Below are 22413 nucleotides of genomic sequence, written 5' to 3'. Positions count from 1 at the left end.
AGATTCAAATAAAATCGGTTGAGAAAGAGATTGCATCAAAAAGTACGATCGTGCTATTAATGGTCTGTGATGACTGATTGAGAAAGCAAATGAGCAAAGGCCGCCTGACTCGCGAGCATATCCTGAAAACTGCGTTTGATCTGGCCAGTATCAACGGGCTGGACAGTTTGACGATCGGCCAGTTAGCCAAAGCATCCGGAATGTCGAAGAGCGGCCTGTTTGCCCATTTCAATGCCAAAGAGAATCTGCAGATTGCGGTACTCGAATTTACCAGTGAGTACTTTGTCGAGCGTGTGATCGCACCGGTTCGAGAGGCTGAGCCGGAAACCATCGAGCAGAAATTCAGGTTGTTGTTCCGGCGCTGGTTGGATTGGAATCAGTCTTTCCAGGGCAGCTGTATGTTTCTGGATGCCTGGAAAGACGGTGCCAACAGTGATGATCCGATTCAGCAAACGCTGGCGGCGATCACCCGGCGCTGGCTGGAATACCTGCATCGCCAAGTGGAAAAAGCGAAGGCAACCGGAGAGTTTCATGCAGATCTGGATGCCTGGCAGTTTGTCTACCGTCTCTATGGCGTTTATCTGAGCAGCCATCTGTTTCGCTCGTTGGGCCTGGAAAGTGATGACCATCATCGCTTTTGGCTGGGTATTGAGGCTTTGATGGCTGAAGGGCGCGGTTAAGCGCATTGGAAATTTTTTGGTTTGGCTTAAAAAAGCACGACCGTACTTTTTGAGGGTAACATGAGCAGCAAAATTTACTTCAGACAAGGAAAAAAGCTGAATTTGCGCCGGGTGTTGGTCAATCTGACGACTCGTTTTCATCATCGTGTCGCACCAACCCATGCGCGAAAAGTCGCAAAGCGGTTACTGCTGACCCCGGAGCGTTCCCGCCGTCAGCAGGCCGAGCCTGAGGGGCTGATCCGCCGCCCGATCGAAACGTCGGAAGGTAAACTGATGACGTACCAGCTCGGAAAGGGACCGACCTGGATTTTGGGCCATGGCTGGTCCGGGTCGGCGACACAGTTTTTCCGGTTGATGCAGCATGTTGCGGCATCTGGCTATACTGCACTGGCGTTTGATAATCCGGCGCACGGCGAGAGTGAAGGCCAATATGGCCACCTGCCGGGGTTTGTCAAAGCGTTTGATGCCGTGCTGGATCAGCAGACGCACATTGCCGGTGTGATTGCGCACAGTATGGGTGGCGCCATGGTTTTGGAAAGCCGTCACCCGCTGCTGGCCAACAAACCGATTTTGCTGGTGGCGCCAGTCTTGAACTATACCGAGAACTTACTGAGTACAGTGCAACAGTCGGGCTTTTCGATGAAGCTCTTTCATGAGGTGGTTGGTGAAGTTGCCGCGCAATATCAGTACCCGTTGGACACGATCAATCCGCTGGCGCGGTTGCAACAGCACCCGGCGCCGGTAGGGATTGTGCATGATACCGGAGATCGGTTTGCGGCTTTTGAGTATTCCCGTCAGGCCGGGGAGTGGGGCCATGTCAGCCTGGTAGCGACGGATGGTTTAGGCCATGGCCGGATCTTGGCCAGTGAGCCGTTGCAGCAGGCGTTCGATGCGCTGGTGCGATAACGGTAAAACCCATTCAGGGTTTGTCATTAAAACCGGGCTTTTAAGCTTGGCTGAGCACTTCATGTAAGAAAAACTGGTCACGCAAGAAAAGACTCTTCAGAAAGAAAGACCGCTACGCTTCAGAAAGGGCTCGGCTGCAAAGCCGAGCCGGGTGGATTAATTTGAGCGCAGGGCGACGTTGTCTTGTGTCTGCTCCAGCTGGGCGACTTCGGCGTCCAGCTCAGCGATTTTGTTTTGCATCAGCTGGTGGCACATATCTGCCAGTTGGCGGGCATCCTGGCTGGTGTAGCCGGAGACATCAATCGGCGGCAGCATTTCACAAATCACCGTGCCGTTGTCCCGTCGGTTCAGGAAAATCTTCTGGTGGGTTGTGCTGACACACATGGGAATGATGGGGACGCCCGCTTCAATAGCCATGCGGAAAGCGCCGGTTTTGAAAGGGAGCAACCCGCGCCCTTTGCTTCGGGTACCTTCCGGGTACATCCAAACGGACAGGTTGCGCTGCCGAATGGCTTGGGCAATTTGCTGAATGGTGTCACGGGCTTTGGCCTTATTTTCTCTGTCGATCAGGATATTCCCGGTGATCCAGTACAACTGACCAAAGAACGGGATCCACAGCAGGCTTTTCTTGCCGATGGAAACGGTTCTCGGCATCACCATGCCCGGCGAGGTGACAAAATCAAACACATCCTGATGGTTAGAAATGTACACGGCGTTGCCGACGCTGCCGGCATGCTCCTTCCCGCGTTCGATCAAGCGTAACCCGATGAGGTGGTGCAGTTGGTGGAACCAGCGGCTGAAAAAGTGAACATGCTTCGGGTCGCGCGGGCTGAACAGGCAATAGACCAACGCAAACAGGGTCATCACGATAATGTACAGCGCTGCCGAAATGAGTCGAAAAGCAGTAAGCACAGGGACTCCTTGGTGACTGGGCTCTGTCGGATCTCTGTTCCCGGGCTTAGAAGCACTGGAACTTCTGAGAGGTCAGAGGAGTTAGCTTCAAAATAAAAAACATACATCAATTAGAATCAAAGATAAATCATTCTGGTGAAGGTTCCAGCATATTTTGGGCTTTTTTGCGGACTTTCCTGGCTTTGATACGTGCCGGGCTGTGAAGTGACTTGCATAGATATTATGCGAGATAAAAAAAGATAGAATGTATTGATAATTAAAGAGATAAATACAATCGATGAATAGGTTAAGTCGCTCGCTCAGAGTGAAAACACCTCCGTGTGATATCGATTCTGTTGTGTGGTAGTGTTGAGGCAAAGCGTGGCTTTGCCTCTTTTTTTGTTTGTTTTTTTGCAGTATGGCTTGCCATTGCCATTGCCATTGCCATTGCCATTGCCATTGCCATTGCCATTGCCATTGCCATTGCCATTGCCATTGCCATTGCCATTGCCATTGCCATTGCCGGTATTTATTCATCACTTTCTTGAGGGATGGGTGATTTTTTAGGATGAATTGTCAAAATTTGCCGTAACCTCTGGTCAAAAAAGTTCAATGGTTTACCCTAAGGGACGATTCCACCTCGACTTCGGGTCGACAGTGAATACCCACGAGTAAACCTGACTGGCAATGATAAATCACAATTTCCCCCGATCCTGGCTCGGCACCGGCCTGCTTTTGCTTGGCCTGAGCGGCTGTGCAACCTCGCCTGAACATGAAGCGGGGACGGCCCCCGCTTCTGAAGCCATGCAAGCCTCGGCACCGGCACCCTTTCAGCCGGTACCGATGCAGTTTAACCCCAATCAACCTACGTTCGATTTGGTTTACCAGTCATGGAAAGGTACGCCTTATCGCCTTGGCGGAAGCAGCCGTCGAGGGATCGACTGCTCGGCGTTTGTTCAGGTGGGCTATCAGGAAGTCTTTGACCGAATACTGCCCCGAACCACCCTGGAACAAGTCCGTCAGGGGCGCCAGGTGCCGCTCCATCAGGCCCGCAAAGGGGACCTGGTGTTTTTTAAAACCGGGCGGACGCTGAGACATGTCGGGATCTACCTGGGAAACCGTGAGTTTCTGCATGCCTCAACCTCACAGGGGGTGGTGATTTCAACCCTGGATACGCCCTACTGGCGGCGGGCCTTTTGGCAAGTGAGGCGAATCGAATAGCCGGATCGTCCCCGGCGAAAATTCGACGACAATTCGACGGAGAATGTCCGGTTGCCTTTACGTTGATCCGCAGGGCTGTTCTCTCGCAAAAACCGCCAACCCCTCCCATACTTTGGCTGTAGGAATCATTTCCTGGAGGTGAACATGGCCATGGCAATCACTGTAGGGCAATTCCTTAATAGCCATAATGTGGATTTTAGCCTTACCAAACATAGACATACAGATACATCGTTTAGCTCAGCGATCTCGGCGCATGTGCCGACTTCACAAGTTGCGAAAGCGGTGATGCTCAAAGATCAGGAAGGAAATTACCTGATGGCAGTTGTGCCATCAAACCGGCGTGTGATGATCGATAAGATTGGCCGGATGATGGGGCGACAATTCTTCCTGATTGGTGAGCATGAACTGCCGGAAATTTTCCAGGACTGTGAACCCGGTGCGATACCGTCTCTGGGACAGGCTTACCAAGTCGATATGTTGGTCGATGATCTGTTGCTCGAACAGGATGAACTGTACATTGAGTCCGGAGATCATGAAAATCTGATCCATCTGGATCACAAGCAGTTCCATAAAGTGATGCACGACATTCCGCATCAGAACATTAGCGGCTACCGCATGATGTTTTCCCAAGAGCATGAAGGCAGACATTGGGAATGGGAATAAGGGAAGATTAATCCCGATTGAATGCGATTCGTCGACTCACCATTGCAGATAAAAACACCCGTCGGGGGCATGCAGTCCACAGCAACCGACGGGTGTTTTGGTTTTGAACGATGCTGGCTGGTAGGTTTAGATTGGAGAGTGTCGGCTCACAGCGTTGGATGCGCAGCGCGTTCGTGTGCCGCGCATCCAAGTGTTCGGGATGAAGCTCAATGACTAAGCTAGAAGCCCGATGATTAAGCCAGAAGCAGCCTCAGCCAGAGCCCGGGTGGGGTGGTGATTCCGGTGGTCGCGCTCTGGATCTGACCGTCTTTCAACACGACCACTGTTGGGGTGGCGCTGATCCCCCAGGCACGTCCCAGCTGGCCCTGAGCATCGTTGACAACCCGGAATGGGTAATCGTGGCTGTCCAGATAGGCCTTCAACCGACGGTTTTCTCCGGACGTCAGGGCAATGGAAACCACCTCGTAATGATTGCTCATCCAGTTGACTGTGGGCGTGACAAACTTGCATGCGCCGCACCAGGTCGCCCAGAAATAGACCAGCACTGGCTTGTCCTGACTCATTGCGATTAAATCAACCGGTTCACCGTCAATGGTGTGCAAGACAGCGATCGGGAGCGCCGTTTCAGGCATTCCCTGGGTGCGCCAGAAATCGACCGCACTACTGATCATGAGCCACATCACCAGAACAATGGCGGCTTCTTTCAGCCAGTGTTTGGGACCTTTTCGCTTGGCAGGTATCGGGGTTGTGTTGTTCATGGCGCCTCCTGAGCGAGTTGGGGAGAGGCTGCCGCCCGGAGCGCCTCAAGCACAGTATCCTGAGTCAAAATCACCGGTAACGCGATGCCGTGCGGCGCGCCCGGGCCATAAACAATATTGAATGGCACCCCGAAGCGACCATAGGATTGCAGGTAGCCGGTGACATAGTCGGAAGGGTGGGTCCAGTCACCGCGCATGCGCACGATGTCCGGTTTGCCCAGCGCGCTGTAGACAGGGTCCTGAAGTAGCACACCAATTTTATTGGCTTTACAGGTGATGCACCAATCCGCGGTCACATCGACCATCACGACGTTACCTTCCTGAACGTGCCGGGAAATTTGGTCAACATTCAGCGTTTGCCAGGGGTGATCTGCGGGGAGCGGGGTGGCCCATTGATCTGCGGTCACACTGCCGATCAACAATCCGCCGGCCGAGCTGAACAGAATGACCGCAAGGGTGATGATCACCGGTTTACGGCCTTTCTGACGCCCAAGTTGCCACAGCAGGAGCGTCAGTAGCAGGGTGCCCGTTGCCACAACCATCCAGGTGGTGAGAAAGTTGGTCATCAGGCTGAGGAGCCAAAGGCTGGTTGCCAGCAACATCAGGCCAAAGAGCAGTTTCACCCGATTCATCCACGCGCCGGGCTTTGGCATCAGACGGGCAAGTGCCGGGAAAGCCGCGACCAGCAGCCAGGGGGCCGCCATGCCGACCGCCAGCGCCGTAAAGATGACAAACAAAGTCAGCAGATCGGCTCCGAGGGCAAACGCCACGGCGGTGCCCAGAAACGGGGCGCTGCATGGTGTCGCCAGCAGGGTTGCAAACATTCCTTGAATAAAATGACCGAGGTGGGAGTGATCGCCGCGGGTTGCAAGCCAGGTGCTGGCATTCCCCGGCAGTCGGATCTCAAACAGCCCGAGCATATTGGCGGCAAATAACCCTGTGATCAGAATCATCGCGCCAATAAAGTATGGACTTTGAAACTGGATCCCCCAGCCGAGTGCCTGGCCGGAGAGTTTCAGCGCGGCGAGAAATCCGGCGAGGAGCCAGAAAGAGACCAGGATCCCGGCTGAGGAAGCCAGAAACTGCGTCCGGATCTGGCGCTGCTCACGGTGTTCACCGGTTATGGCGGTGCTGAGTTTCAGCCCCAGGACCGGCAACACACAAGGCATCATGTTGAGGATCAGGCCGCCGAGCAGGGCGATGAGCAGGATTTCCGTCAGGTTGCGATCTGTTGAGGCCAGGCCCGATAGTGCCACTGGGGTATCGGAGACGCTGGCCTGCATTTCGACGGCGATATTGGCATCACTCAGGGTGACATTGATGGATTCACCCAGCAGGGCCGGAACGCCGAACCAGCTCTTTACCGGAATTTGGGCGATCAGTTGCGAGCCGTCGGTGGTGATGTCCGGCGCCAGAAAATACGCATCTTTCACCGGCTGGGTTTCGCCGTCGATGAACACATCCGGTTGCTGCCAGCCCATGGTGTTGGTGGCAGCCAGGGTCAGCATCTGGGCGTTTTCATCCCAGGCAACCTGCGTCAGCGATACGGCTGGTGAGGTTTGCGGCACCAGGCTGAGCCCCTGATTGTACAAGTGCATGGCTTCCTGAGAGAGCGTCAGTCGGCTTGGGGTGAAATCGAGGCTCAGTTCATAATCAGTCAGCACGCAAATATTGGTGCACGATGACATGGTCAGCTGACCGGATAAAAAGACCGATCGACGCATGTCTTCCACATGCAGCGTGAGCGGAAAAACGATGTGATCTTTATAGCCTAAGGTTTCGACCCCGAGAAACTCGTATCGCTTTGGGACGGGCCACTGCCAGTCGACGTCCGTTAGGTTATTCGACAGGGACCAGTCAATACTCGGGGCAACACCGCTTTCGCCCGGGCTGCGCCAGTAGGTCTTCCAGTCAGGATCGAGCTGGACTTCCAGCAGGGCTTCGACGGTTTTGGCTTGCGGGTTTTGCTGACCGGTGAGCATCAGGCGCACCGCTACCGGCGGATGCTGCGGGTTGCTCAGCCAGCCGGTTGTAATGTCGCTGGCCAGTGCTGCCGGGACGGTAAAGCTGGCACTGAGGAGCGCCAACATCGCCAGCAACGGGGTCAAGAGACGCTGCCAGCAGGAATGAAGGATTGTCATATAGTATTCTCCAGAAAATGAATTCAACGTGTGCCGTTAAGCGGCGAAACAACGTATGAAATCATTCCCGGAAGACGCACAAGATCAGATGGCGCCGCCGTCGGGTTGGGATGGGTTCGGTGAGCTGGGGCACCCGAAAGGGGCTGCCGATCAGCAGCGGGAGCAGCAGGAGTAGGGTCACCGTATAAATCAGGGCATGGCCCAGCGACTGCTGGTGGATCTGCAGTAAGTGATCGGTTAGATCGCAAGACGGCAGGACGTCGGAAGATTGCCCATCCTGGCGTTGTAGTTGCTGGGACGGATAGCTGTCCGCCGAGTGTTCAGCGGCGACTGCTTTGAATGGGCAAGCCATCAGCAGCCCGGCGCGCTGACCGGAGCAGAGGAAAATGACCAGCATGACCAGGACCAGTGACCATTGGGCACTGCGATATCTTGTCAGTGGGTGATTCATCAAAACTCCTGCGGTTTACCGAACGCCGTGTATAGACCGCGGCGGTGGAAATTTGTTTCATTCGGCAGGATTGTCGTTGTTTTCCGGGCCGGCTGCAAGGGGCAGATCTGCCAGTGGTTGGCGAGGGGAACTCAGACAAACCGTGGTGCCGGAAAGGCACCACGAATCACTTGGCTGGGTTTACTTAATGCAGTGCAGCATAAAGTCGATGATTGAATCGCTTTGTGCCGGTTGCGTGAGCGCTTTAGGCATAAAGCTCGGCGGATTCAGGATCTCCCGGGTGATCAGCTCATCCAGCAGCGGTTTGAAGTCAAAACCGGTTTTACCCACCAGCAAGGCACTGAGATCACCGGCTTGGTAACAGGTCAGTGCATCCCGGAGCCCCTTGAGGTAGAGATAGTCCTTGGTGAAACCGCCTCCACGGAAGGCCCGTGCGGTGATCGTAAAGGCCTCATCCTGACTCAGCTGATAGTCATGCTTGATCTGGTGATAGGTGTCACTGAAACTATCACCCCGCACCAGTTTATCAACAGCAATCACCCGCAACGCCAGCGTTTTCAGGCGATGCAACGGGAAGCTTCCGGACAGATGCTCACACAAAATAGCCAGGCCTTCCTGGGTATGGGTATTGCCCGGCAGTCCCAGTTTCAGCACCTTGAGCGGTTGGTGGTCAGCATTCACACTGGTGACCAGATGCACCCCCAGCTCGTGATGGATCAGGGCGTTCAGATCTGAAGGTGAGAACTTGCTGTTGAGATTCACCTTGATCGTCTGTCCGCTGACCATCGCCCGGGCTATGAGCTTGCGGGATCCCACGACTTTACAGGAAATGCCGTACTCATCGGCAGCCTGACGAAAAGCCGTAATGGCATCCTGTGCACTGATCACCGACGGTTCAGGCTCCCGTTGTGCTTCGGCATGGAGAATAAACCGGGCATTGGCGATATCCAGATCATCCGGACGACCGTAATAGCGCAGCGAGTTATACAAAAACTCATCATGGCCAATACTGGTCAGCAGGTCGATCCGCACCGCCAGCTGATCGATGACCTTCCGGTACATCTTCTGGATATCTGCATCCCGGATTTCTTCCACGGGCAGGCGATACAAAGCTTCCCGGAATTTATACGGGTCGATATCCAGCTGCCGATAAGTAAACTGCGGTTGGTAGTCGAACGGCCGGTGCAGGAAGCGCCGTTTTTCCTGTTTCAGGTTCGTCGGGTTAATGTAGCTGAGCGTGTTGATCCCCTTTGCCAGGGCGTACAGCTGGCGGTCCAGCTTGATCACTTCCCGCGGCAGTTTGGAAGCCAGCACATGACTTCCGGTCAGGCGTTTGGCCTCGGTGCGGCGGGCAATAGTCGTCGCGGCATGCTCGGTGAGCACGGTTTTCAACGCTTCTTTCAGCTTTTCGATCACCAGCGGGTAACTTTCCCCGCGGGATTCATCCATATAAACCTTTTTGATCTCGATCGGCATGATCAAGGTCCGGGTAAAGTACTTCGCCACAAAAGTGGCCTGATACCCCATGCCCTTAAAGACATCGTTGGCTTTCGCATCGACATCAATGTTCGGCAATTCAACGTCGTTCAGCAGACCGAGCAGCGACTTGATTTCTTTTTGCCATTTCCGGGTGTTGACCTGTTTGGTGCCCAGGTTGAAGACCGGCGCGGTTTTCTCCGTGGCACTTTCGATCCGCTGATAGTTGTAGGAGTGCAAATCGTACAACAGGCACAGACCGAAGCGGCTCTCGAGCATATCGATCAGGCAGCTCAGGATCCGGTAGTAGCGATCGTGTTTGGCAACCGAAACGGCACGCTCTTCTTCGGTCAGCGGTGTATGCCAAACCTGGCGGCCCCAGGCTTGGTCGTAGATACACTGCTCCGGTGGCCGGTTCAGATCATACTCGTAACGGGAGTCCTCTCCTTGCAGCACAATCGGCAGCGATGAGACAAAATCACCGGTGTACGGATCTTCCTCGTAGTAGCGCTCTTCTTCGGTCAGCGTACAGTTCGAAACCAAATCACCCCGTAAGCGCTGGCCATGATGAATGGCCGTCGCAATATAGGGTTGATATTCACTGATTCGGATGGTCAGGCTGCCGTCGTTGAGCTGGGCTTCAAACGGCACTCCCTGACGAATCCGGTCGAGAACCTCTGCTTCAGTAAGTTGCAGCATCAGCAATCACCTGGCGATACTCGTTTTTGCGGGCGATGCTGACTTCTTTTGCGAGGACCACACTCTCGGCAAAATCCAAGACATCACGTTGTAATTTGGTACGGTTCAGACGGTTGATCCGAGTGATCCCGCCCGGGCTCAGCACGTTTACTTCAACCAGCTTGCCGTTGATGACATCCAAGCCGACAAAATACAGCCCGTCGCGTACCAGTTTTGGTCCGATGTGCTTACATAGTCGCAGCTCTTGCTTCGACAGGGTATGCTTCACTTCCTTGCCGCCGGCATGAATGTTGGAGCGAACATCGCCTTGCGCCGGTACGCGGCGCATGGCCCCGATTGGCTCCCCGTTGAGCATCATGATCCGGACATCGCCTTCTTCGGCGCCTTCAATGTAGTCCTGCAGGATGACGTAGTTCTTGTCGTCGCCGATGTAGAAATCCAGCAGGGATTTCACACTCGACTTGGCGCTTTTCTCGACCAGAATCACGCCTTTGCCGCCATAACCGTTCAGCGGTTTCATGATCATCCGCTCGTTGGTGTTTTCTGCCAGCACACGCTCCAGGTACTCACGATTCTTTGACACATGGGTCACCGGAATAAACTCATTGGTCGGATCCGGCAGGGACGTGGTGTAGAGCTTATTGTTGGCCACGCGCAATCCGTCGATGTCGTTCATGATGAAGGTGTCGTCACGAACGGAATCCAGGAAATTCAGGGCCATGGTGTCAAGCGGTGGGTTGGCGCGCATGAAAATAATGTCGAAACCAGCCAGCGGCAGCTGTGCCTTCCGGAACTCTGCCTTGCGATAGAAGCTCGGAATATTGTTAGACACTTCACCTTTTTTCAGTACTTTGCAGAATGCAATTGCCGTACTGTGACGCATCGTCAGGTTGTTGGGTGTCGTAATGGCAACGGTATGTCCGCGGGAGGCTGCTTCATGGATCAGACGCAACGTTGAATCCGTTTCCGGCTCAACTCTTTCCCATGGGTACATAACAAAGCATATTTTCATTAAGGTGTTACCAATTCATTTGTCGTTGTCGACAGGCACTAAAAGAAAACAAAGCCATCGCACGGCAGTGGATGGCTCAATCGTCAGAAGTTAATTCGGGCGGTTAGGACTAACTGCCAGCTGGGCGCTCGGGGCGACGTCATTAATAATCCAAATCGTCGTCGCCGCCTACATCACTGTCAGTATCATCGTCGTAACTGTTAGCCGATTTACGCTGTGATGCGCAAAGGGTGTAGCTTTTAACTTTATTTGTTGTTTTATAAACATATTTCAGCCAACACTTTGCAAAGTTAGAGTTGGCGTCTGTTTCACCGCGAATCTCGGCAAGAAACTGCGATTCAGAATCGGAGACCGGCGCCATGGCACCGCTTGCCAGGCCGGACATGGTTCGGCCGTAATTTTCTAAAAGAGTGGCTTCACTAATCGTAAAAACACCGGAACGGTTAAAGCCGCGTGGGAAATTTTTATCGTCGTAAAATTTGCCTTCACTTCTCATGTCAATGCTTCCTGATGAGATTTTCGGTGATATTCTTTCAGCCGACTGGTGTTGTAAAACAAAATTTTTTCTTTGTGACGATAAGAAATTTCGATTAATAATAAGGGGACCTGACGTGTACTATCACACGTTGAAGATTTAACGCCATGTAAGTTGAGAATACTGTGGATACAGAACTACTTAGAACCTTTCTTGAAGTGACCAAGACCCGTCATTTTGGCCGCGCTGCGGATAACTTATTCCTCACTCAGTCCGCAGTGAGTTTCCGTATCCGCCAGCTGGAATCCCAACTGGGCAATGAACTGTTTTCACGTCAGCGTGGCAATGTTCATCTGACTGCTGCCGGGGAGCGACTTCAGCCCTACGCCGAAGCGATTTTGCAGACCTGGGGTCGGGCACGGCAGGATGTCGCCCTGTCCGATAGCTTAAATAGCCAGGTGACTCTGGGCGCTTCCCCTGTGTTCTGGGAGTTCGATGGCATCTCAGACTGGATCAATCGGATTTACGGCACTGTTGAAGGGTTGGCGTTGCGGCTTGAATCGGTGTCTCGTCAGAGTATGGCCCGGCGCTTGCTGGATCGCAGTATTGATGTGTCGATCACCAGTGAGCCGCCGCGAATCGAAAACTTGCAGGTGAGTAAGGTCAGAGATTTCCAGTTACAACTGGTCAGCCGGGATCCACATTGTACGATGGAGAATATTAAGGCGTATCCATTAGTGTATCTTGATTGGAGTACGCGATTTTCGGTGGAACATGGCCGGGTGCTTGAGCTGCAGAAAACGCCGATCATGCATACCCACTCGAGTAAGATGGCCCTGGAGTACTTGCTGAAAAATCGTGCCGTCGGCTATTTGCCGGCACCGGTTGTTGCGCACAGCGTCGAAGAAGGCACACTGTTTGCGGTGCCGGATGCACCGGTGATGGAGCAGTCGCTATACCTGGTTTGGCGGGAAGATAGCGACAAGGCTGATTTGATTGAATCGATGTTGTCGGTCCCATTTAATCAGGTGAGTGAGAGCGTGTAACGGCGATAAGTAAAATTGCTCGTGACCAGCAAAATATATTGTTGTACTTGTCCGGGTCGGATTGCGTACTCTCCGCGCTGAGGCGGGGACGCTTCAATCGACAACGCGTTCAACGTTCATGACTTGGTGCTAGTTCATAATTTTTCCTTGCCGAATCAGCAAGCATTAGCATTTTTGTCATAATTGAATATTATTATTCTGTACCTATTCGTAATGAACTCTGGTTCCTCGCCGAGTTCATTACCAGTGTTCAACTAATCTGTAGCAGTTTTGTACTCTTGAGCTATGTCAGGAAACGAGTATGGCAAAGTTAGATCAAAAGTTCAGTAAAGGATCTAAATTCAAAAATAAATTTGATGATGAAGAAGAGTTGTTTGACTTCAGTCAGCCATCAAAGAAGAAGAAGCGTCGTATTGCACGTCAGCGTGACGAATACCAGGATTTTGAGGAGAGTCGAGACTGGGATTACCAGTGACGTTATTCACAGAACAAAACAGACTGGACGCAACTACGCCCGAATGATGTCACCGGAGCCTATGGCTCCGGTGTATTATTTTCAGCCTTTTTCACAGGTGACGTCGATCGGATCAACCTTTTTCGGTTGCATTCCGGTATACTGCCGTCAGTTAAACATCCGCAAAGAGTTTGAACCATGCTTGAGAATCTGAGCCTGCCTGAAGATATTGAGAAAGAACCTGAACTGCCGATCCCTGCGTTGGATGAGCAAAAAAGAATTGTTGAAGAGTTGAAGCGACTGGAAGCAGCCGGTGAGCTGACGCCGGAAATTCTTGAAGCCTATATGACCGGTCAACGAACACCGGGACAAGCAGACTAAGTAGCTTGTGAGCACTACCAGTATCCGATTGAATCAAAAACGGCACCTCAGGGTGCCGTTTTTGATCGGGGCGCATGATCATGAACGAATACTGGCCTGGGACGGCAAAGTGCTTTTACTGATCACCGTGCGTTTACGGATCACAGCGCGTTTGTGACGCAAAGCGAGCGCTGCCAGCACCAAAAAGCTCGGCAGGAGCCAGCTCAGGTGTTGGGTGTAAAGGGGCAGCCATTGCTGTAACCCCATATCGCAGGCTTGCGGCATCATCTTCAGCACCGACAAGGTATCCAGGCTGCCGAAGAGGATCGCCGTATACACCAGGTATTTTAGGGCAGCGTTATTGGCTGACGGAAAGCAGGCAGCCAGGATCAGGGAAATTGCGACCGGACACAGGGTCAGGATCAGTGGCAAGCTGAATGCAATCAATTGCTCCAACCCGATGTTGGACACGAGCGCTGTCAGAATCGTCACAACGGCGGCAACGCGGTTGAACTTCAGGCGGTAGCTTTGCCGGAAATACTCGGCATTGGCATTGGTCAGGCCAACCATGGTGGTCAGGCAGGCCGTCAGGGTGATGATGGCGAGTAAACTCTGGCCCTGCGGCCCTAGCACGGCAGCCGCATACCGGGTGAGGATCATGCCGCCGTTGGTGGCATTGCTTGCAATGGTGGATGAGGTGGCACCGAGATAGCCCATCGCCAGGTAGCATCCGGACATCAGCAGGATATAAATGCCGGCAATAATGTAACTATATTGGCGGATCTTTGCCGGGGTATGCACCCCCTTCGCTTTAATGGCCTGAATGATCACCCAGCCGAAAGCGACGGCTGCAATGGCATCCAAGGTCATATAACCTTCGAGCAGGCCCTGGGTGAGCGGCGTTGCCTGATAATCCTCCCGGGCCGACGTCGTGGTGCCTTGCGGATCGAAGAGGGCAGCGACAACCAGGATACTGAGCATGATGATCAGACCTGGTGTCATAAACTTCCCAATAATATCCACGATTTTGCCCGGTTTGATTGCCAGAAACAGGCTCAGGGCGCAAAACAGGACCGAGAAAGGCAACAACAGATCGGTGGATGTAAACGGTTTAATGCCCATTTCGTAAGCGACATTCACGGCGCGGGGCAGAACAAATGCCGGTCCCAGCGTGAAAAAGACAGCCAGCCAGAAGGTTTTGCCGAGCCAATCCGGCAAAGCGCGGGTTAACTTGTCGGTCGCAGATAAACGCCCCAGCACCACGATGGTCAGCGCGGGAAGCCCGACGGCAGAAATCAGAAACCCGGCCATCGCAAGCAGCCATTGCTCACCGGCATTTTGGGCCATCATCGGCGGGAAAATTAAATTACCTGCCCCGAGGAACAGAGCGAAGGTTGTAAAGCCAATGGCTGTGATATCTCTCTTTTTCAATGAAACCACCTAGAGTCCGAAGGGTCAGCATGGTTGGGTTGAAAAGAGAGGGATGCTCGTTTCCGCCAGCCAGGCTGACGAAAACATACATCGTCAGCGTCAGTGAATGACGACGACGACAGAGACCAGTGCGTACGCATGCCCGGCATTGAGAGGCCGGTTAGCAGACAAATTGTTTGCAGAATAAGTTTGCATACATCACACGCTGGGTTAAATGGGATGGATGTTAACTTAATGTCTGCTTGCTGAGCTGTAAAGCCCTATTTTATGTTGTTCTGGAATTTAATTGGCAGAAGAGGGTTGCTGTGATGAGAGTTGATTTGAATAAGTTGTTGATATTAAAAAGGATTAAGTCTGATTATTGCTGGTTTCTCTGCCGCGGCTGCGCTGCCAGACAGAGAAACCAAGCGGTGAAATGTTATGCAAAGAGCAGGGCGTTCAGCTCATTCAGGCTGGCAACCTGGTAATGCGGTTGAATGCCTTCCGGGGTCGGGTGGCCCTGCGGGTTCAACCAACAGGTGTCAATTCCGGCATTCAGTCCACCAAGAATATCGGAATGCGGATTGTCACCGACCATCAGAATTCGTGTTTTATCTGGGTGGCCCATTTCAGAGAAGGCATGTTCAAAAATACGGCGATCTGGTTTTGCCGCGCCGACTTGCTCTGAGATGATCAGGGCTGAAAAGTGATCCTGTAACCCATTGCGCTCCAGGCGAACTTGTTGCAGATCGGTAAAGCCATTGGTGATGATCCCGAGCTGGCAGTGTGCTTTCAGGTTATCCAACAAGTCTCGGGCACCCGGGAGCGGCGTACAAATGTCTGCCATGGCCTCAAGGAAGGCACTATTCATTGTTTTCGTGGTGATATTGAGTTTATCGGCCCAGGTCTGGAACCGGATGTGCTGGAGTTCCTGGGCGTTAATCACGCCGTCCTGATAATCGACCCAGAGCGGTTTGTTCACTTCCTGGTAGGTCTCGAAATCCTGGTGGGTAAAGTCAATCCCATAGCGAGAAAACATCAGACGTAGCCCTTCGAAGGCATCAAAGTGAAACAGGGTTTCGTCTGCGTCAAAAAGAATCCATTGATATTTCATTATGCTTTGTCCATAGACATGACTGCTTTAACAGGGTGTGCAAAGTGCATCACCTGGCAGGCATTTTAAGTTTGTCAGTATCAGAATGCCAGTCTTGTCTGGGGATGAGAATCATTGAATCGAATGTCGCAAAAAAGTACAGGTATATAAATTTAAGCTGAGAGAAAAATTTGCTGGTGGTTTTGCGCGGTTAACTATACTGAGAGGTAAAGGGAATGAGACAGGGAGGATCTGAATTTCTTGCGAGTCCATCTTTCTTTAATGCCAGGGAGTGAAATGAATGATTGAGGAAATACAGTTTTACGAGCCGGATGATAGCCATGGATTTCTTTCAAATTTTGCTTCGAGTCCGATCAATCTCAGCGGGATCGTTTGGCCAACCAGCGAGCACTATTATCAGGCCCAGAAGTTTGTAGACTCTGATATTCAAAACCAAATTCGTCAATCCGAGACACCGGATGAGGCATTCCGGTTGAGCCGTGAATACAGCGAACAAGTCAAAGATGACTGGATGGAAGTGCGCACGGCAGTGATGCGTTTTATTGTGTTCGAAAAATTCAGACAGAACCCCCGGCTCGCACATTTATTGGTCAGTACCGGCGATAAAGTGCTGAAAGAGCATTCTCACAAGGATGATTTTTGGGGCGATGGCGGTGATGGCGCCGGTCGCAATGAGTTGGGCAAGATTCTGATGGAAGTCCGGGATTATTTTGCGAATCAGGAGCCGTATAATCTCGTTTACTTTGTGGATAGTGCAAAACTGCCGACGAAGTGGGGCACCTTTCAGATGTATGGCTTCATCGAGCAGGCTACAGGGAAAGAGCACCTGGCTTTGGTATACGGTGAACTGAATGAAGAGCAACCACCGTTGATCCGTCTTCATTCAGAATGTCTGACTGGCGATGCCTTATTCAGCGCCCGATGCGATTGCGGTTTTCAGTTAGCCCGGGCGATGGAGAATATCGTCAATGCCGGTAGCGGTGTGCTGTTTTATCTGCGGCAAGAAGGACGGGGCATTGGGTTGATCAACAAAATCCGGGCATACCATTTGCAGGATGAGGGCGCCGATACCGTCGAGGCGAATGAGCAACTGGGCTTTGCGGCAGATATGCGGGATTATTCATTTTGCCGAGGCATGCTGAGTTTTCTGAATATTCAGTCGGTACGCTTGATGACTAATAATCCGCGTAAAGTGAAAGCACTTGAGAATGCCGGCATTCAGATCGAAGCCAGGGTACCACTTCAGGAAGGGAACAATCCACACAACGAAAATTACCTCAGAACTAAAGCCGCCAAATTAGGCCATATGTTCGATTCTGTGTTTATTAAGTAACAGCGATTGCCCATCAGACGGACCCGGGTCGTTTGATGGGCATGATTTGTTTTTTAGTGAGCCATGATGGCCAGTTAGAAATGATAACTGGTGATAAATGATGGCTTATTAGAAATAACGCTGAATAATATCATCAATTTGACCATTTGCCTTGAGCGTTTTTAATCGGCGATTGATAAAATCTTGTGTGTTTGGATTCATTTGTGGATCAAACGCGAGGTAGATGGGATAGTCCGGGATCACGGAGCGAAATGGTTGGATTCGAAAATCACTTTGCTCCTGATTTAATTGCGCCAAGTTATACTTCACTCTCGACTCCATTTCGACAAATGCCGCAAATTCCGGGAATTTATGGATGATCCGAAATGCTGCCTGATAATCTTTTACCCTTAACTCTTCAATTTCGCCTTTTTCAAAATAAGGCAGGAGCTGTGGGTAGTCAAATCCGTGTAACAGCACAATGATTTTTTTATGCATATCCTGAATGGAATGAAACTGAAGATTGCTTTCACGGGTGCTGACGAGCACATGCTTGACGGTATAAATCGGGATCTCAGATAAATTCTCTGATTGAACTTTGCCCCAGTTCGGACTGCCGTAGGTGATCCAGTTGGGCTCTCCGCCGGCTTCCAGTTGCGAGATCATCCGGTTAAACGGGTAGGTGTGATAGTTAATCTGATAAGAACTGTCTTCGAACACGGCTTTGACGATGTCCGTCACAATACCACTTTGTTGATTATTGTCACCTGCTATCTGAAAAGGCGTCGCTTGTTTGGCAATGACATAGTAGTTAATTGATTCGGCCTGGGTGCTGAAACTGGCCGCGGTGAGCGCAAGCACCGACAAGGCAGAAGATATTTTCTTCATAATGTGTCCTTACATTAACTATCTGATTGAAGAAGCTACTATTATGTTAGTAGAAGAAAGATAAGATGCGAGTTTACGGATGAATAATGCGAACTGGGATCAAATACCTAAACGGAAGTTAGGCATTGCAAAGCAGTTACTGATATCAGTGTTGCTGATCAGTACCTTATTTACTTTATTATCAACATTCTTGAACCTCTATTTAGATTATAAGCAAGAACTGGCACGAATCGATGAACGATTCGTGCAAATTGAAGAGAGTTATTTATCCAGCCTGGTTTCCAGCTTGTGGGTGGAAGATCGCGAACAACTGGCGACGCAAGCGGAAGGAATTATGCACCTGCCCGGTATTCATTATCTGGAGATTAAAGATAATGATGGGGTGATTATTCGTCTGGGCTCCGTTTTGCCTAAATATGTCCATCAAAAAAGCTGGGACATGGAATATTATCTGGGCGAACGGCCCTTTCAACTGGCCACGTTGACGGTTCAGTCTGATCTCTACCAGGTGTATCAGGGGCTGATGGATAAATTCATTTTCCTGTTGATGAGCCAGGCGGTCGAAACCTTTGTGATCGCCGTGGTTATTATCCTAATCATGTATCACCTGGTTGTTTACCCACTGACCCTGATGTCACGAACCGTGCGGGAACTGGGCGAAGACAAAGTCCCGAGGACGATTCACCTGCCGAAACGTTTCTTCCAGGATGAAATTTCCATTCTTACTCGAAGTTACAATCAATCAACGCATCAAATCCGCCAGCATTACAGCCAGCTGGAAGATGCGAGAGCCTATGCAGAGGAGGCAAACCGGAAGAAAAGTGAGTTTCTGGCCAATATGAGTCATGAGATTCGTACACCGATGAATGGCATCATCGGTCTTTCGGGGCTGATGAAAGAGATGGAGATGCCGGAAGAGCAGAAAGAATTTGTCAACATGCTCAATACCTCTTCGTTGTCGTTACTGGATTTAATCAACGATATTCTGGACTTTTCAAAAATTGAAGCCGGACGGCTGGAGCTGGAACATAGCTTGCTGAATTTGTTTGAGCTGAACCAGGAAGTGGAGTCGGTCTTCCTGTTACGTGCGGCGGAGAAGCAATTGTCATTTCAATGCAATATTGACCGGAAAATCACGCCGATGTTGCTCGGGGATGCGACCAAACTGCGGCAGGTGCTCAACAATCTGATCAGTAATGCCATTAAGTTTACCGAGCAGGGTTATGTTCAGCTGAGAATTGATCGGGTCGAGGAAGCCCCCCAGAGTGCAACGGTGCGTTTTTCTGTGGCAGATAGCGGGATTGGGATCCCGGCGGAGATGCACAGCGCCATTTTTGAGAAGTTTCAACAGGCCGATGGCACAACCACTCGCAAGTATGGCGGAACTGGATTGGGGTTGGCGATTTGCCGGGAAATCGTTCGCCTGATGGGGGGAGAGCTGATGTTGGAGAGTGCCCCGGGTAAAGGGAGTACGTTTTCTTTCGAAATCACTTTGCAAAAGAATGAACTGTTAACGCCATCAGAAGGGGATAGGAAAGCGCTGTCGGAGCTGTCTGTGTTGCTGGTGGATGACAGCATGCTGAATATGCGGATCACTTCGGCACAGTTGAAGAATTTTGGAGCAAAGTCAACTTGCTGTGAACATGCATCGCAAGCTGCTGATCATGTTCTGACCGCCATACGTAATCATGAACCGTTTGATTTGATCTTTATTGATAAAGTGATGCCGGACATGAATGGATTTGAACTGGCCAAACAACTCAGGGTACAGTTCGGCGAGCGATGTCCGAGAATGATGATGATTTCCGCTGGGCCTGAAGTTGGTGATGAGGTGCGGGCGAAACAGGCCGGTATTTACTCTTATCTGGCTCGGCCTTACAAAGAAAGCAATTTGAAATGGGCGGTTCAGCAGGTAGTGCAACGACAAGAAATTCGTGTCGAAACAGTACAGGATTTACCCGCGGTTGTGACTGTAGCTTCGGGCATTGAGCCGAAGCAGACTATGCCCGAGGCATATCTATCATCTTTGCCGGTATCACCGACCGGCTCAGGCTGGCAAGCGGCGGATCGCCGGACCAACGCCGTCGACCGGACTAAGCAAGACCAACAAGTTTTATCCCGTCCACATATGACCGTGTTGGTGGTGGAGGATACGATGGTGAATCAGAAAGTCGCGCAAAAAATGTTGGAGCGACTAGGCGTCGAGGTTGAACTGGCCGACAACGGAAAACAAGCGGTTGAGAAGTTTCAGCAATACACGTTCGATTTGATCTTCATGGACTGTCAGATGCCGGTTATGGACGGTTTTGGCGCGACAAAAGCCATTCGAGAGATTGAAGCGGATGGTGAGCATGTGCCGATCATCGCGCTGACGGCAAATGTTGTGAAGGAAGAGCGGGATAAATGCCTGGCTGCCGGGATGGATGACTTTGTCTCGAAGCCCGTGAGCCAGCAAATACTGGCTCAGGTGCTGGAGAAATACTTGGCACCGGACCGACGTTAGTCGTGTGTTCATCCGCGATCGATGTTTGCAGTGTCAGCATCCAGCATTTTGGGTAAGAGCCGTGCTACGAAAGGTTGTAACTCTCACCCTGGTTATACAGATTGATCACTACAGTCAGGCTATCGTCCCGGGTATCTTCAGAGATATTTTGAATGACGTAGAAATCAGAATCTTTATTTTCAAGGGTCGCATGGATCAGCCGCAGGACGCTGTCCTCAATATCGCCGTGCACTTCAATAGTTTCGATGTATTGAAATGGGCCACATTGGACTTCTGAGGGAACCAGGAGCTCTGGGGTCGCGTGTGATCGGGCGGCCATACCGAGCAGGATGAGGGAAAATAGGGCGCGCTTTATCATGATCGTTCTCTTATCGGGCTAGCGAGTGGCGTTGGTATTAATTTGCCTGATTAGAACTTTTTTATTGTCAGTATTGCGTCAAACCTGAAGTCTGACCCGGTACGGCGCGGAACTTTTGGTGTGCTGCTCTGTCCCTATGCTGTTTTTGGCCTGGAGCCTTGGCCTCTGAACTTGGCGTTGAGAGCCAGAAGTCAGGCACAGAAAAGGGACCCACCGGGTCCCTCAACGAAAGGGTCGAATTAAGCGACTTCATGACTCTTTTCTGCACCACGGAGCATGGCGTGGATCAACTCATTGGCTTCAAATTTGGTCAGTGCTTCATGCGCGCCAACCTGATGGGCCTGTGAGACGCTGATCTCACTGGACAAAGAAGTGTGCAGAATCACGTATGTATGGTTCAGTTCATGGCTGTTTTGAACTTCGAAAGCCAGTTCATACCCGTCCAAACCCGGCATTTCAATATCACTGACCAGGATGTCAAACGGACTGCCGCTGCTGGCTGCGTGGCGCATCATGTTCAGCGCATCCCGACCGTTGGAGGCGATAAAATAAGGGATACTGATACTGTCGAGTGCCTGGGATAGCTGGCGGCGAGCAACGGCGGAGTCGTCGACCAGTAAAATTTTCAGTGGCCGTAGGACTTCGCGCTGAACATCAGTGAGCACCGGATGCAAGTTGTCCGGCTTATCCGGGAAGACCTTAGACAGCAACAGCTCGACATCCAGCAGCTGAACCAGTTTATTTTCAACTTTCATCACCCCGGTGACGAACACGTTATTCCCGAGCGTGCTGGGCGGGGCTTCAATATCGTGCCAGTTACAGGCGGTGATCTTGTCGATGCCCCGGACGAGAAAACCGACCAACATCCGCCGGCAGTCGGTGACGATGATATAACAGGTTTTCAGTTCATCTTTGCTTAACGGCGGATAACCGACAGCTTTGGCCATATCGATGACCGGCAGGGTATCGCCCCGCAAGGTCGCGGCGCCCAAAATCGTCGGATGAGAGTGGGGAATGGCAGTGAGCTGGGAATACGGGACAATCTCCTTTACCTTAAGCGTTCCAATGGCAAAAGACTGTCGCTGTGTCAGGTGAAAAAGCAGCATTCCCTGAGATTGATTTGTCGCATTTTTGATCATGATTCAATCCCTGTTTGCACGAGAGCAATGACGTTGGACACATCCGTTATAGTAACGCGTTCTGGAGGAAATAGGAATTGATGTGATTGATACAACGATGAATTCCTTTCAGCGCGTGTGATTCGCATTCCCTGGCGATCCGAAATGATCAATCCTGGATCCGGTGCTCTGTCCTGATGTTTTGTCACTTATTTCCCCATGTGAATTATACCCTGTGGGAATTTCGATATTCCTCCTTGAAAATCAAAATTATTGGAAGATAAATCTATATTTTCCGCGAATTCTTGCACGTTCATCGCCCATTTTCTTGAGGTGATATTGAAAAAAATCAATCCTTTTCGCAAAGCAAAAAAACTGCGCTATGAATGAATACATCCCCAATGAGAAGGCTATCGGTGTGTGCTTGCGATGTTTGTGGTAGCTGCGGCGGATATCAACCGGGCCGAGTTGAACGGC

22 protein-coding genes are annotated in these 22413 nt (G+C 51.4%); 10 read left to right on the top strand and 12 right to left on the bottom strand.

Annotated features, from left to right (window positions below; genetic code table 11):
• Positions 1 to 89: 89 nt before the first annotated feature.
• Both NH461_RS20110 and NH461_RS20105 read left to right on the top strand, forming a co-directional pair.
• Positions 90 to 680 (top strand): TetR/AcrR family transcriptional regulator, encoded by a 591-nt coding sequence (locus NH461_RS20110; RefSeq protein ID WP_261604375.1) that lies wholly within the window; start codon positions 90 to 92, stop codon positions 678 to 680.
• Between the two features lie 60 nt (positions 681 to 740).
• Positions 741 to 1586, top strand: coding sequence for an alpha/beta hydrolase (locus NH461_RS20105; protein WP_261604374.1), 846 nt, complete (start codon positions 741 to 743; stop codon positions 1584 to 1586).
• Positions 1587 to 1742: 156 nt separating this feature from the next.
• Here NH461_RS20105 and NH461_RS20100 read toward each other — a convergent pair whose 3' ends face one another.
• Positions 1743 to 2498, bottom strand: a complete 756-nt coding sequence (locus NH461_RS20100) for a 1-acylglycerol-3-phosphate O-acyltransferase (protein WP_261604373.1) — start codon at positions 2496 to 2498, stop codon at positions 1743 to 1745.
• A 320-nt stretch (positions 2499 to 2818) separates the two neighbouring features.
• Here NH461_RS20100 and NH461_RS20095 point away from each other — a divergent pair, with 320 nt between their 5' ends.
• The 3 genes from NH461_RS20095 (at position 2819) to NH461_RS20085 (ending at position 4361) form a co-directional block, all read left to right on the top strand.
• Positions 2819 to 3025, top strand: coding sequence for a hypothetical protein (locus NH461_RS20095; protein WP_261604372.1), 207 nt, complete (start codon positions 2819 to 2821; stop codon positions 3023 to 3025).
• A gap of 139 nt (positions 3026 to 3164) precedes the next feature.
• The gene (locus tag NH461_RS20090) at positions 3165 to 3698 is read left to right on the top strand and encodes an NlpC/P60 family protein (protein ID WP_261604371.1); all 534 of its coding nucleotides are present in this window, start codon (positions 3165 to 3167) and stop codon (positions 3696 to 3698) included.
• Positions 3699 to 3842: 144 nt separating this feature from the next.
• Positions 3843 to 4361 (top strand): aminoacyl-tRNA deacylase, encoded by a 519-nt coding sequence (locus NH461_RS20085; RefSeq protein WP_261604370.1) that lies wholly within the window; start codon positions 3843 to 3845, stop codon positions 4359 to 4361.
• Between the two features lie 233 nt (positions 4362 to 4594).
• Here the strand turns inward: NH461_RS20085 and NH461_RS20080 are convergent, their stop codons facing one another.
• The 6 genes from NH461_RS20080 to maoP all read right to left on the bottom strand — a co-directional run bounded on the left by NH461_RS20080 (position 4595) and on the right by maoP (position 11394).
• Positions 4595 to 5119 (bottom strand): protein disulfide oxidoreductase, encoded by a 525-nt coding sequence (locus tag NH461_RS20080; protein WP_261604369.1) that lies wholly within the window; start codon positions 5117 to 5119, stop codon positions 4595 to 4597.
• On the bottom strand, positions 5116 to 7260 hold the full coding sequence (locus NH461_RS20075) for a protein-disulfide reductase DsbD family protein (RefSeq protein WP_261604368.1): 2145 nt from the start codon (positions 7258 to 7260) through the stop codon (positions 5116 to 5118). Before NH461_RS20075 ends, NH461_RS20080 begins: the two co-directional genes overlap by 4 nt.
• A 61-nt stretch (positions 7261 to 7321) precedes the next feature.
• Positions 7322 to 7711: a hypothetical protein gene (locus tag NH461_RS20070; RefSeq protein ID WP_261604367.1), complete on the bottom strand. Its 390-nt coding sequence runs from the start codon at positions 7709 to 7711 to the stop codon at positions 7322 to 7324.
• Between the two features lie 180 nt (positions 7712 to 7891).
• On the bottom strand, positions 7892 to 9886 hold the full coding sequence (locus tag NH461_RS20065) for a flavohemoglobin expression-modulating QEGLA motif protein (RefSeq protein WP_261604366.1): 1995 nt from the start codon (positions 9884 to 9886) through the stop codon (positions 7892 to 7894).
• Complete coding sequence (gshB, locus tag NH461_RS20060; RefSeq protein WP_261604365.1) at positions 9870 to 10898, bottom strand: glutathione synthase; 1029 nt, start codon at positions 10896 to 10898, stop codon at positions 9870 to 9872. The genes NH461_RS20065 and gshB overlap by 17 nt, the downstream gene beginning before the upstream one ends.
• A 142-nt stretch (positions 10899 to 11040) precedes the next feature.
• Entirely contained in the window at positions 11041 to 11394 is a 354-nt protein-coding gene (maoP, locus tag NH461_RS20055; protein ID WP_261604364.1) for a DUF413 domain-containing protein, read from the bottom strand.
• Between the two features lie 164 nt (positions 11395 to 11558).
• On the opposite strand from maoP, the gene hdfR reads away from it, so the two are divergent.
• The 3 genes from hdfR (at position 11559) to NH461_RS20040 (ending at position 13254) form a co-directional block, all read left to right on the top strand.
• Positions 11559 to 12419, top strand: a complete 861-nt coding sequence (gene hdfR / locus NH461_RS20050; RefSeq protein ID WP_261604363.1) for an HTH-type transcriptional regulator HdfR — start codon at positions 11559 to 11561, stop codon at positions 12417 to 12419.
• A gap of 301 nt (positions 12420 to 12720) precedes the next feature.
• The gene (locus NH461_RS20045; RefSeq protein WP_261604362.1) at positions 12721 to 12894 is read left to right on the top strand and encodes a hypothetical protein; all 174 of its coding nucleotides are present in this window, start codon (positions 12721 to 12723) and stop codon (positions 12892 to 12894) included.
• A 177-nt stretch (positions 12895 to 13071) separates the two neighbouring features.
• The gene (locus NH461_RS20040; RefSeq protein ID WP_261604361.1) at positions 13072 to 13254 is read left to right on the top strand and encodes an ATPase; all 183 of its coding nucleotides are present in this window, start codon (positions 13072 to 13074) and stop codon (positions 13252 to 13254) included.
• Between the two features lie 78 nt (positions 13255 to 13332).
• Here NH461_RS20040 and brnQ read toward each other — a convergent pair whose 3' ends face one another.
• Both brnQ and yjjG read right to left on the bottom strand, forming a co-directional pair.
• Positions 13333 to 14664 carry a branched-chain amino acid transport system II carrier protein gene (brnQ, locus tag NH461_RS20035; protein ID WP_261604360.1) on the bottom strand — a complete coding sequence of 444 codons (1332 nt, stop codon included), beginning with the start codon at positions 14662 to 14664 and terminating at the stop codon, positions 13333 to 13335.
• A 418-nt stretch (positions 14665 to 15082) separates the two neighbouring features.
• Positions 15083 to 15757, bottom strand: a complete 675-nt coding sequence (yjjG, locus tag NH461_RS20030; RefSeq protein ID WP_261604359.1) for a pyrimidine 5'-nucleotidase — start codon at positions 15755 to 15757, stop codon at positions 15083 to 15085.
• A 280-nt stretch (positions 15758 to 16037) separates the two neighbouring features.
• On the opposite strand from yjjG, the gene ribA reads away from it, so the two are divergent.
• Complete coding sequence (gene ribA, locus NH461_RS20025) at positions 16038 to 17090, top strand: GTP cyclohydrolase II (protein ID WP_261604358.1); 1053 nt, start codon at positions 16038 to 16040, stop codon at positions 17088 to 17090.
• Positions 17091 to 17198: 108 nt separating this feature from the next.
• Here the strand turns inward: ribA and NH461_RS20020 are convergent, their stop codons facing one another.
• Positions 17199 to 17957: a substrate-binding periplasmic protein gene (locus NH461_RS20020; protein ID WP_261604357.1), complete on the bottom strand. Its 759-nt coding sequence runs from the start codon at positions 17955 to 17957 to the stop codon at positions 17199 to 17201.
• A gap of 79 nt (positions 17958 to 18036) precedes the next feature.
• Between NH461_RS20020 and NH461_RS20015 the strand changes: the two genes are divergently transcribed.
• Positions 18037 to 20460 (top strand): response regulator, encoded by a 2424-nt coding sequence (locus tag NH461_RS20015; RefSeq protein ID WP_261604356.1) that lies wholly within the window; start codon positions 18037 to 18039, stop codon positions 20458 to 20460.
• Positions 20461 to 20524: 64 nt separating this feature from the next.
• On the opposite strand, the gene NH461_RS20010 is transcribed toward NH461_RS20015, so the two are convergent.
• Complete coding sequence (locus tag NH461_RS20010) at positions 20525 to 20818, bottom strand: hypothetical protein (protein ID WP_261604355.1); 294 nt, start codon at positions 20816 to 20818, stop codon at positions 20525 to 20527.
• A gap of 239 nt (positions 20819 to 21057) precedes the next feature.
• Positions 21058 to 21957, bottom strand: coding sequence for a chemotaxis protein (locus tag NH461_RS20005; RefSeq protein WP_261604354.1), 900 nt, complete (start codon positions 21955 to 21957; stop codon positions 21058 to 21060).
• Positions 21958 to 22413: the final 456 nt, after the last annotated feature.

It is taken from the genome of Photobacterium sp. TY1-4, assembly GCF_025398175.1.
GTDB lineage: Bacteria > Pseudomonadota > Gammaproteobacteria > Enterobacterales > Vibrionaceae > Photobacterium.
This window is presented reverse-complemented; position numbering and strand designations above follow the sequence as displayed.

Excerpts from the sequence above, each read along its gene's own strand:
- NH461_RS20110 (WP_261604375.1), top strand. The coding sequence starts at position 90 with ATGAGCAAAGGCCGCCTGACTCGCGAGCATATCCTGAAAACTGCGTTT.
- NH461_RS20105 (WP_261604374.1), top strand. The coding sequence starts at position 741 with ATGAGCAGCAAAATTTACTTCAGACAAGGAAAAAAGCTGAATTTGCGC.
- NH461_RS20090 (WP_261604371.1), top strand. The coding sequence starts at position 3,165 with ATGATAAATCACAATTTCCCCCGATCCTGGCTCGGCACCGGCCTGCTT.
- NH461_RS20085 (WP_261604370.1), top strand. The coding sequence starts at position 3,843 with ATGGCCATGGCAATCACTGTAGGGCAATTCCTTAATAGCCATAATGTG.
- NH461_RS20080 (WP_261604369.1), bottom strand. The coding sequence starts at position 5,119 with ATGAACAACACAACCCCGATACCTGCCAAGCGAAAAGGTCCCAAACAC.
- NH461_RS20075 (WP_261604368.1), bottom strand. The coding sequence starts at position 7,260 with ATGACAATCCTTCATTCCTGCTGGCAGCGTCTCTTGACCCCGTTGCTG.
- NH461_RS20070 (WP_261604367.1), bottom strand. The coding sequence starts at position 7,711 with ATGAATCACCCACTGACAAGATATCGCAGTGCCCAATGGTCACTGGTC.
- NH461_RS20065 (WP_261604366.1), bottom strand. The coding sequence starts at position 9,886 with ATGCTGCAACTTACTGAAGCAGAGGTTCTCGACCGGATTCGTCAGGGA.
- gshB (WP_261604365.1), bottom strand. The coding sequence starts at position 10,898 with ATGAAAATATGCTTTGTTATGTACCCATGGGAAAGAGTTGAGCCGGAA.
- maoP (WP_261604364.1), bottom strand. The coding sequence starts at position 11,394 with ATGAGAAGTGAAGGCAAATTTTACGACGATAAAAATTTCCCACGCGGC.
- NH461_RS20045 (WP_261604362.1), top strand. The coding sequence starts at position 12,721 with ATGGCAAAGTTAGATCAAAAGTTCAGTAAAGGATCTAAATTCAAAAAT.
- NH461_RS20040 (WP_261604361.1), top strand. The coding sequence starts at position 13,072 with ATGCTTGAGAATCTGAGCCTGCCTGAAGATATTGAGAAAGAACCTGAA.
- yjjG (WP_261604359.1), bottom strand. The coding sequence starts at position 15,757 with ATGAAATATCAATGGATTCTTTTTGACGCAGACGAAACCCTGTTTCAC.
- ribA (WP_261604358.1), top strand. The coding sequence starts at position 16,038 with ATGATTGAGGAAATACAGTTTTACGAGCCGGATGATAGCCATGGATTT.
- NH461_RS20020 (WP_261604357.1), bottom strand. The coding sequence starts at position 17,957 with ATGAAGAAAATATCTTCTGCCTTGTCGGTGCTTGCGCTCACCGCGGCC.
- NH461_RS20015 (WP_261604356.1), top strand. The coding sequence starts at position 18,037 with ATGAATAATGCGAACTGGGATCAAATACCTAAACGGAAGTTAGGCATT.
- NH461_RS20010 (WP_261604355.1), bottom strand. The coding sequence starts at position 20,818 with ATGATAAAGCGCGCCCTATTTTCCCTCATCCTGCTCGGTATGGCCGCC.
- NH461_RS20005 (WP_261604354.1), bottom strand. The coding sequence starts at position 21,957 with ATGATCAAAAATGCGACAAATCAATCTCAGGGAATGCTGCTTTTTCAC.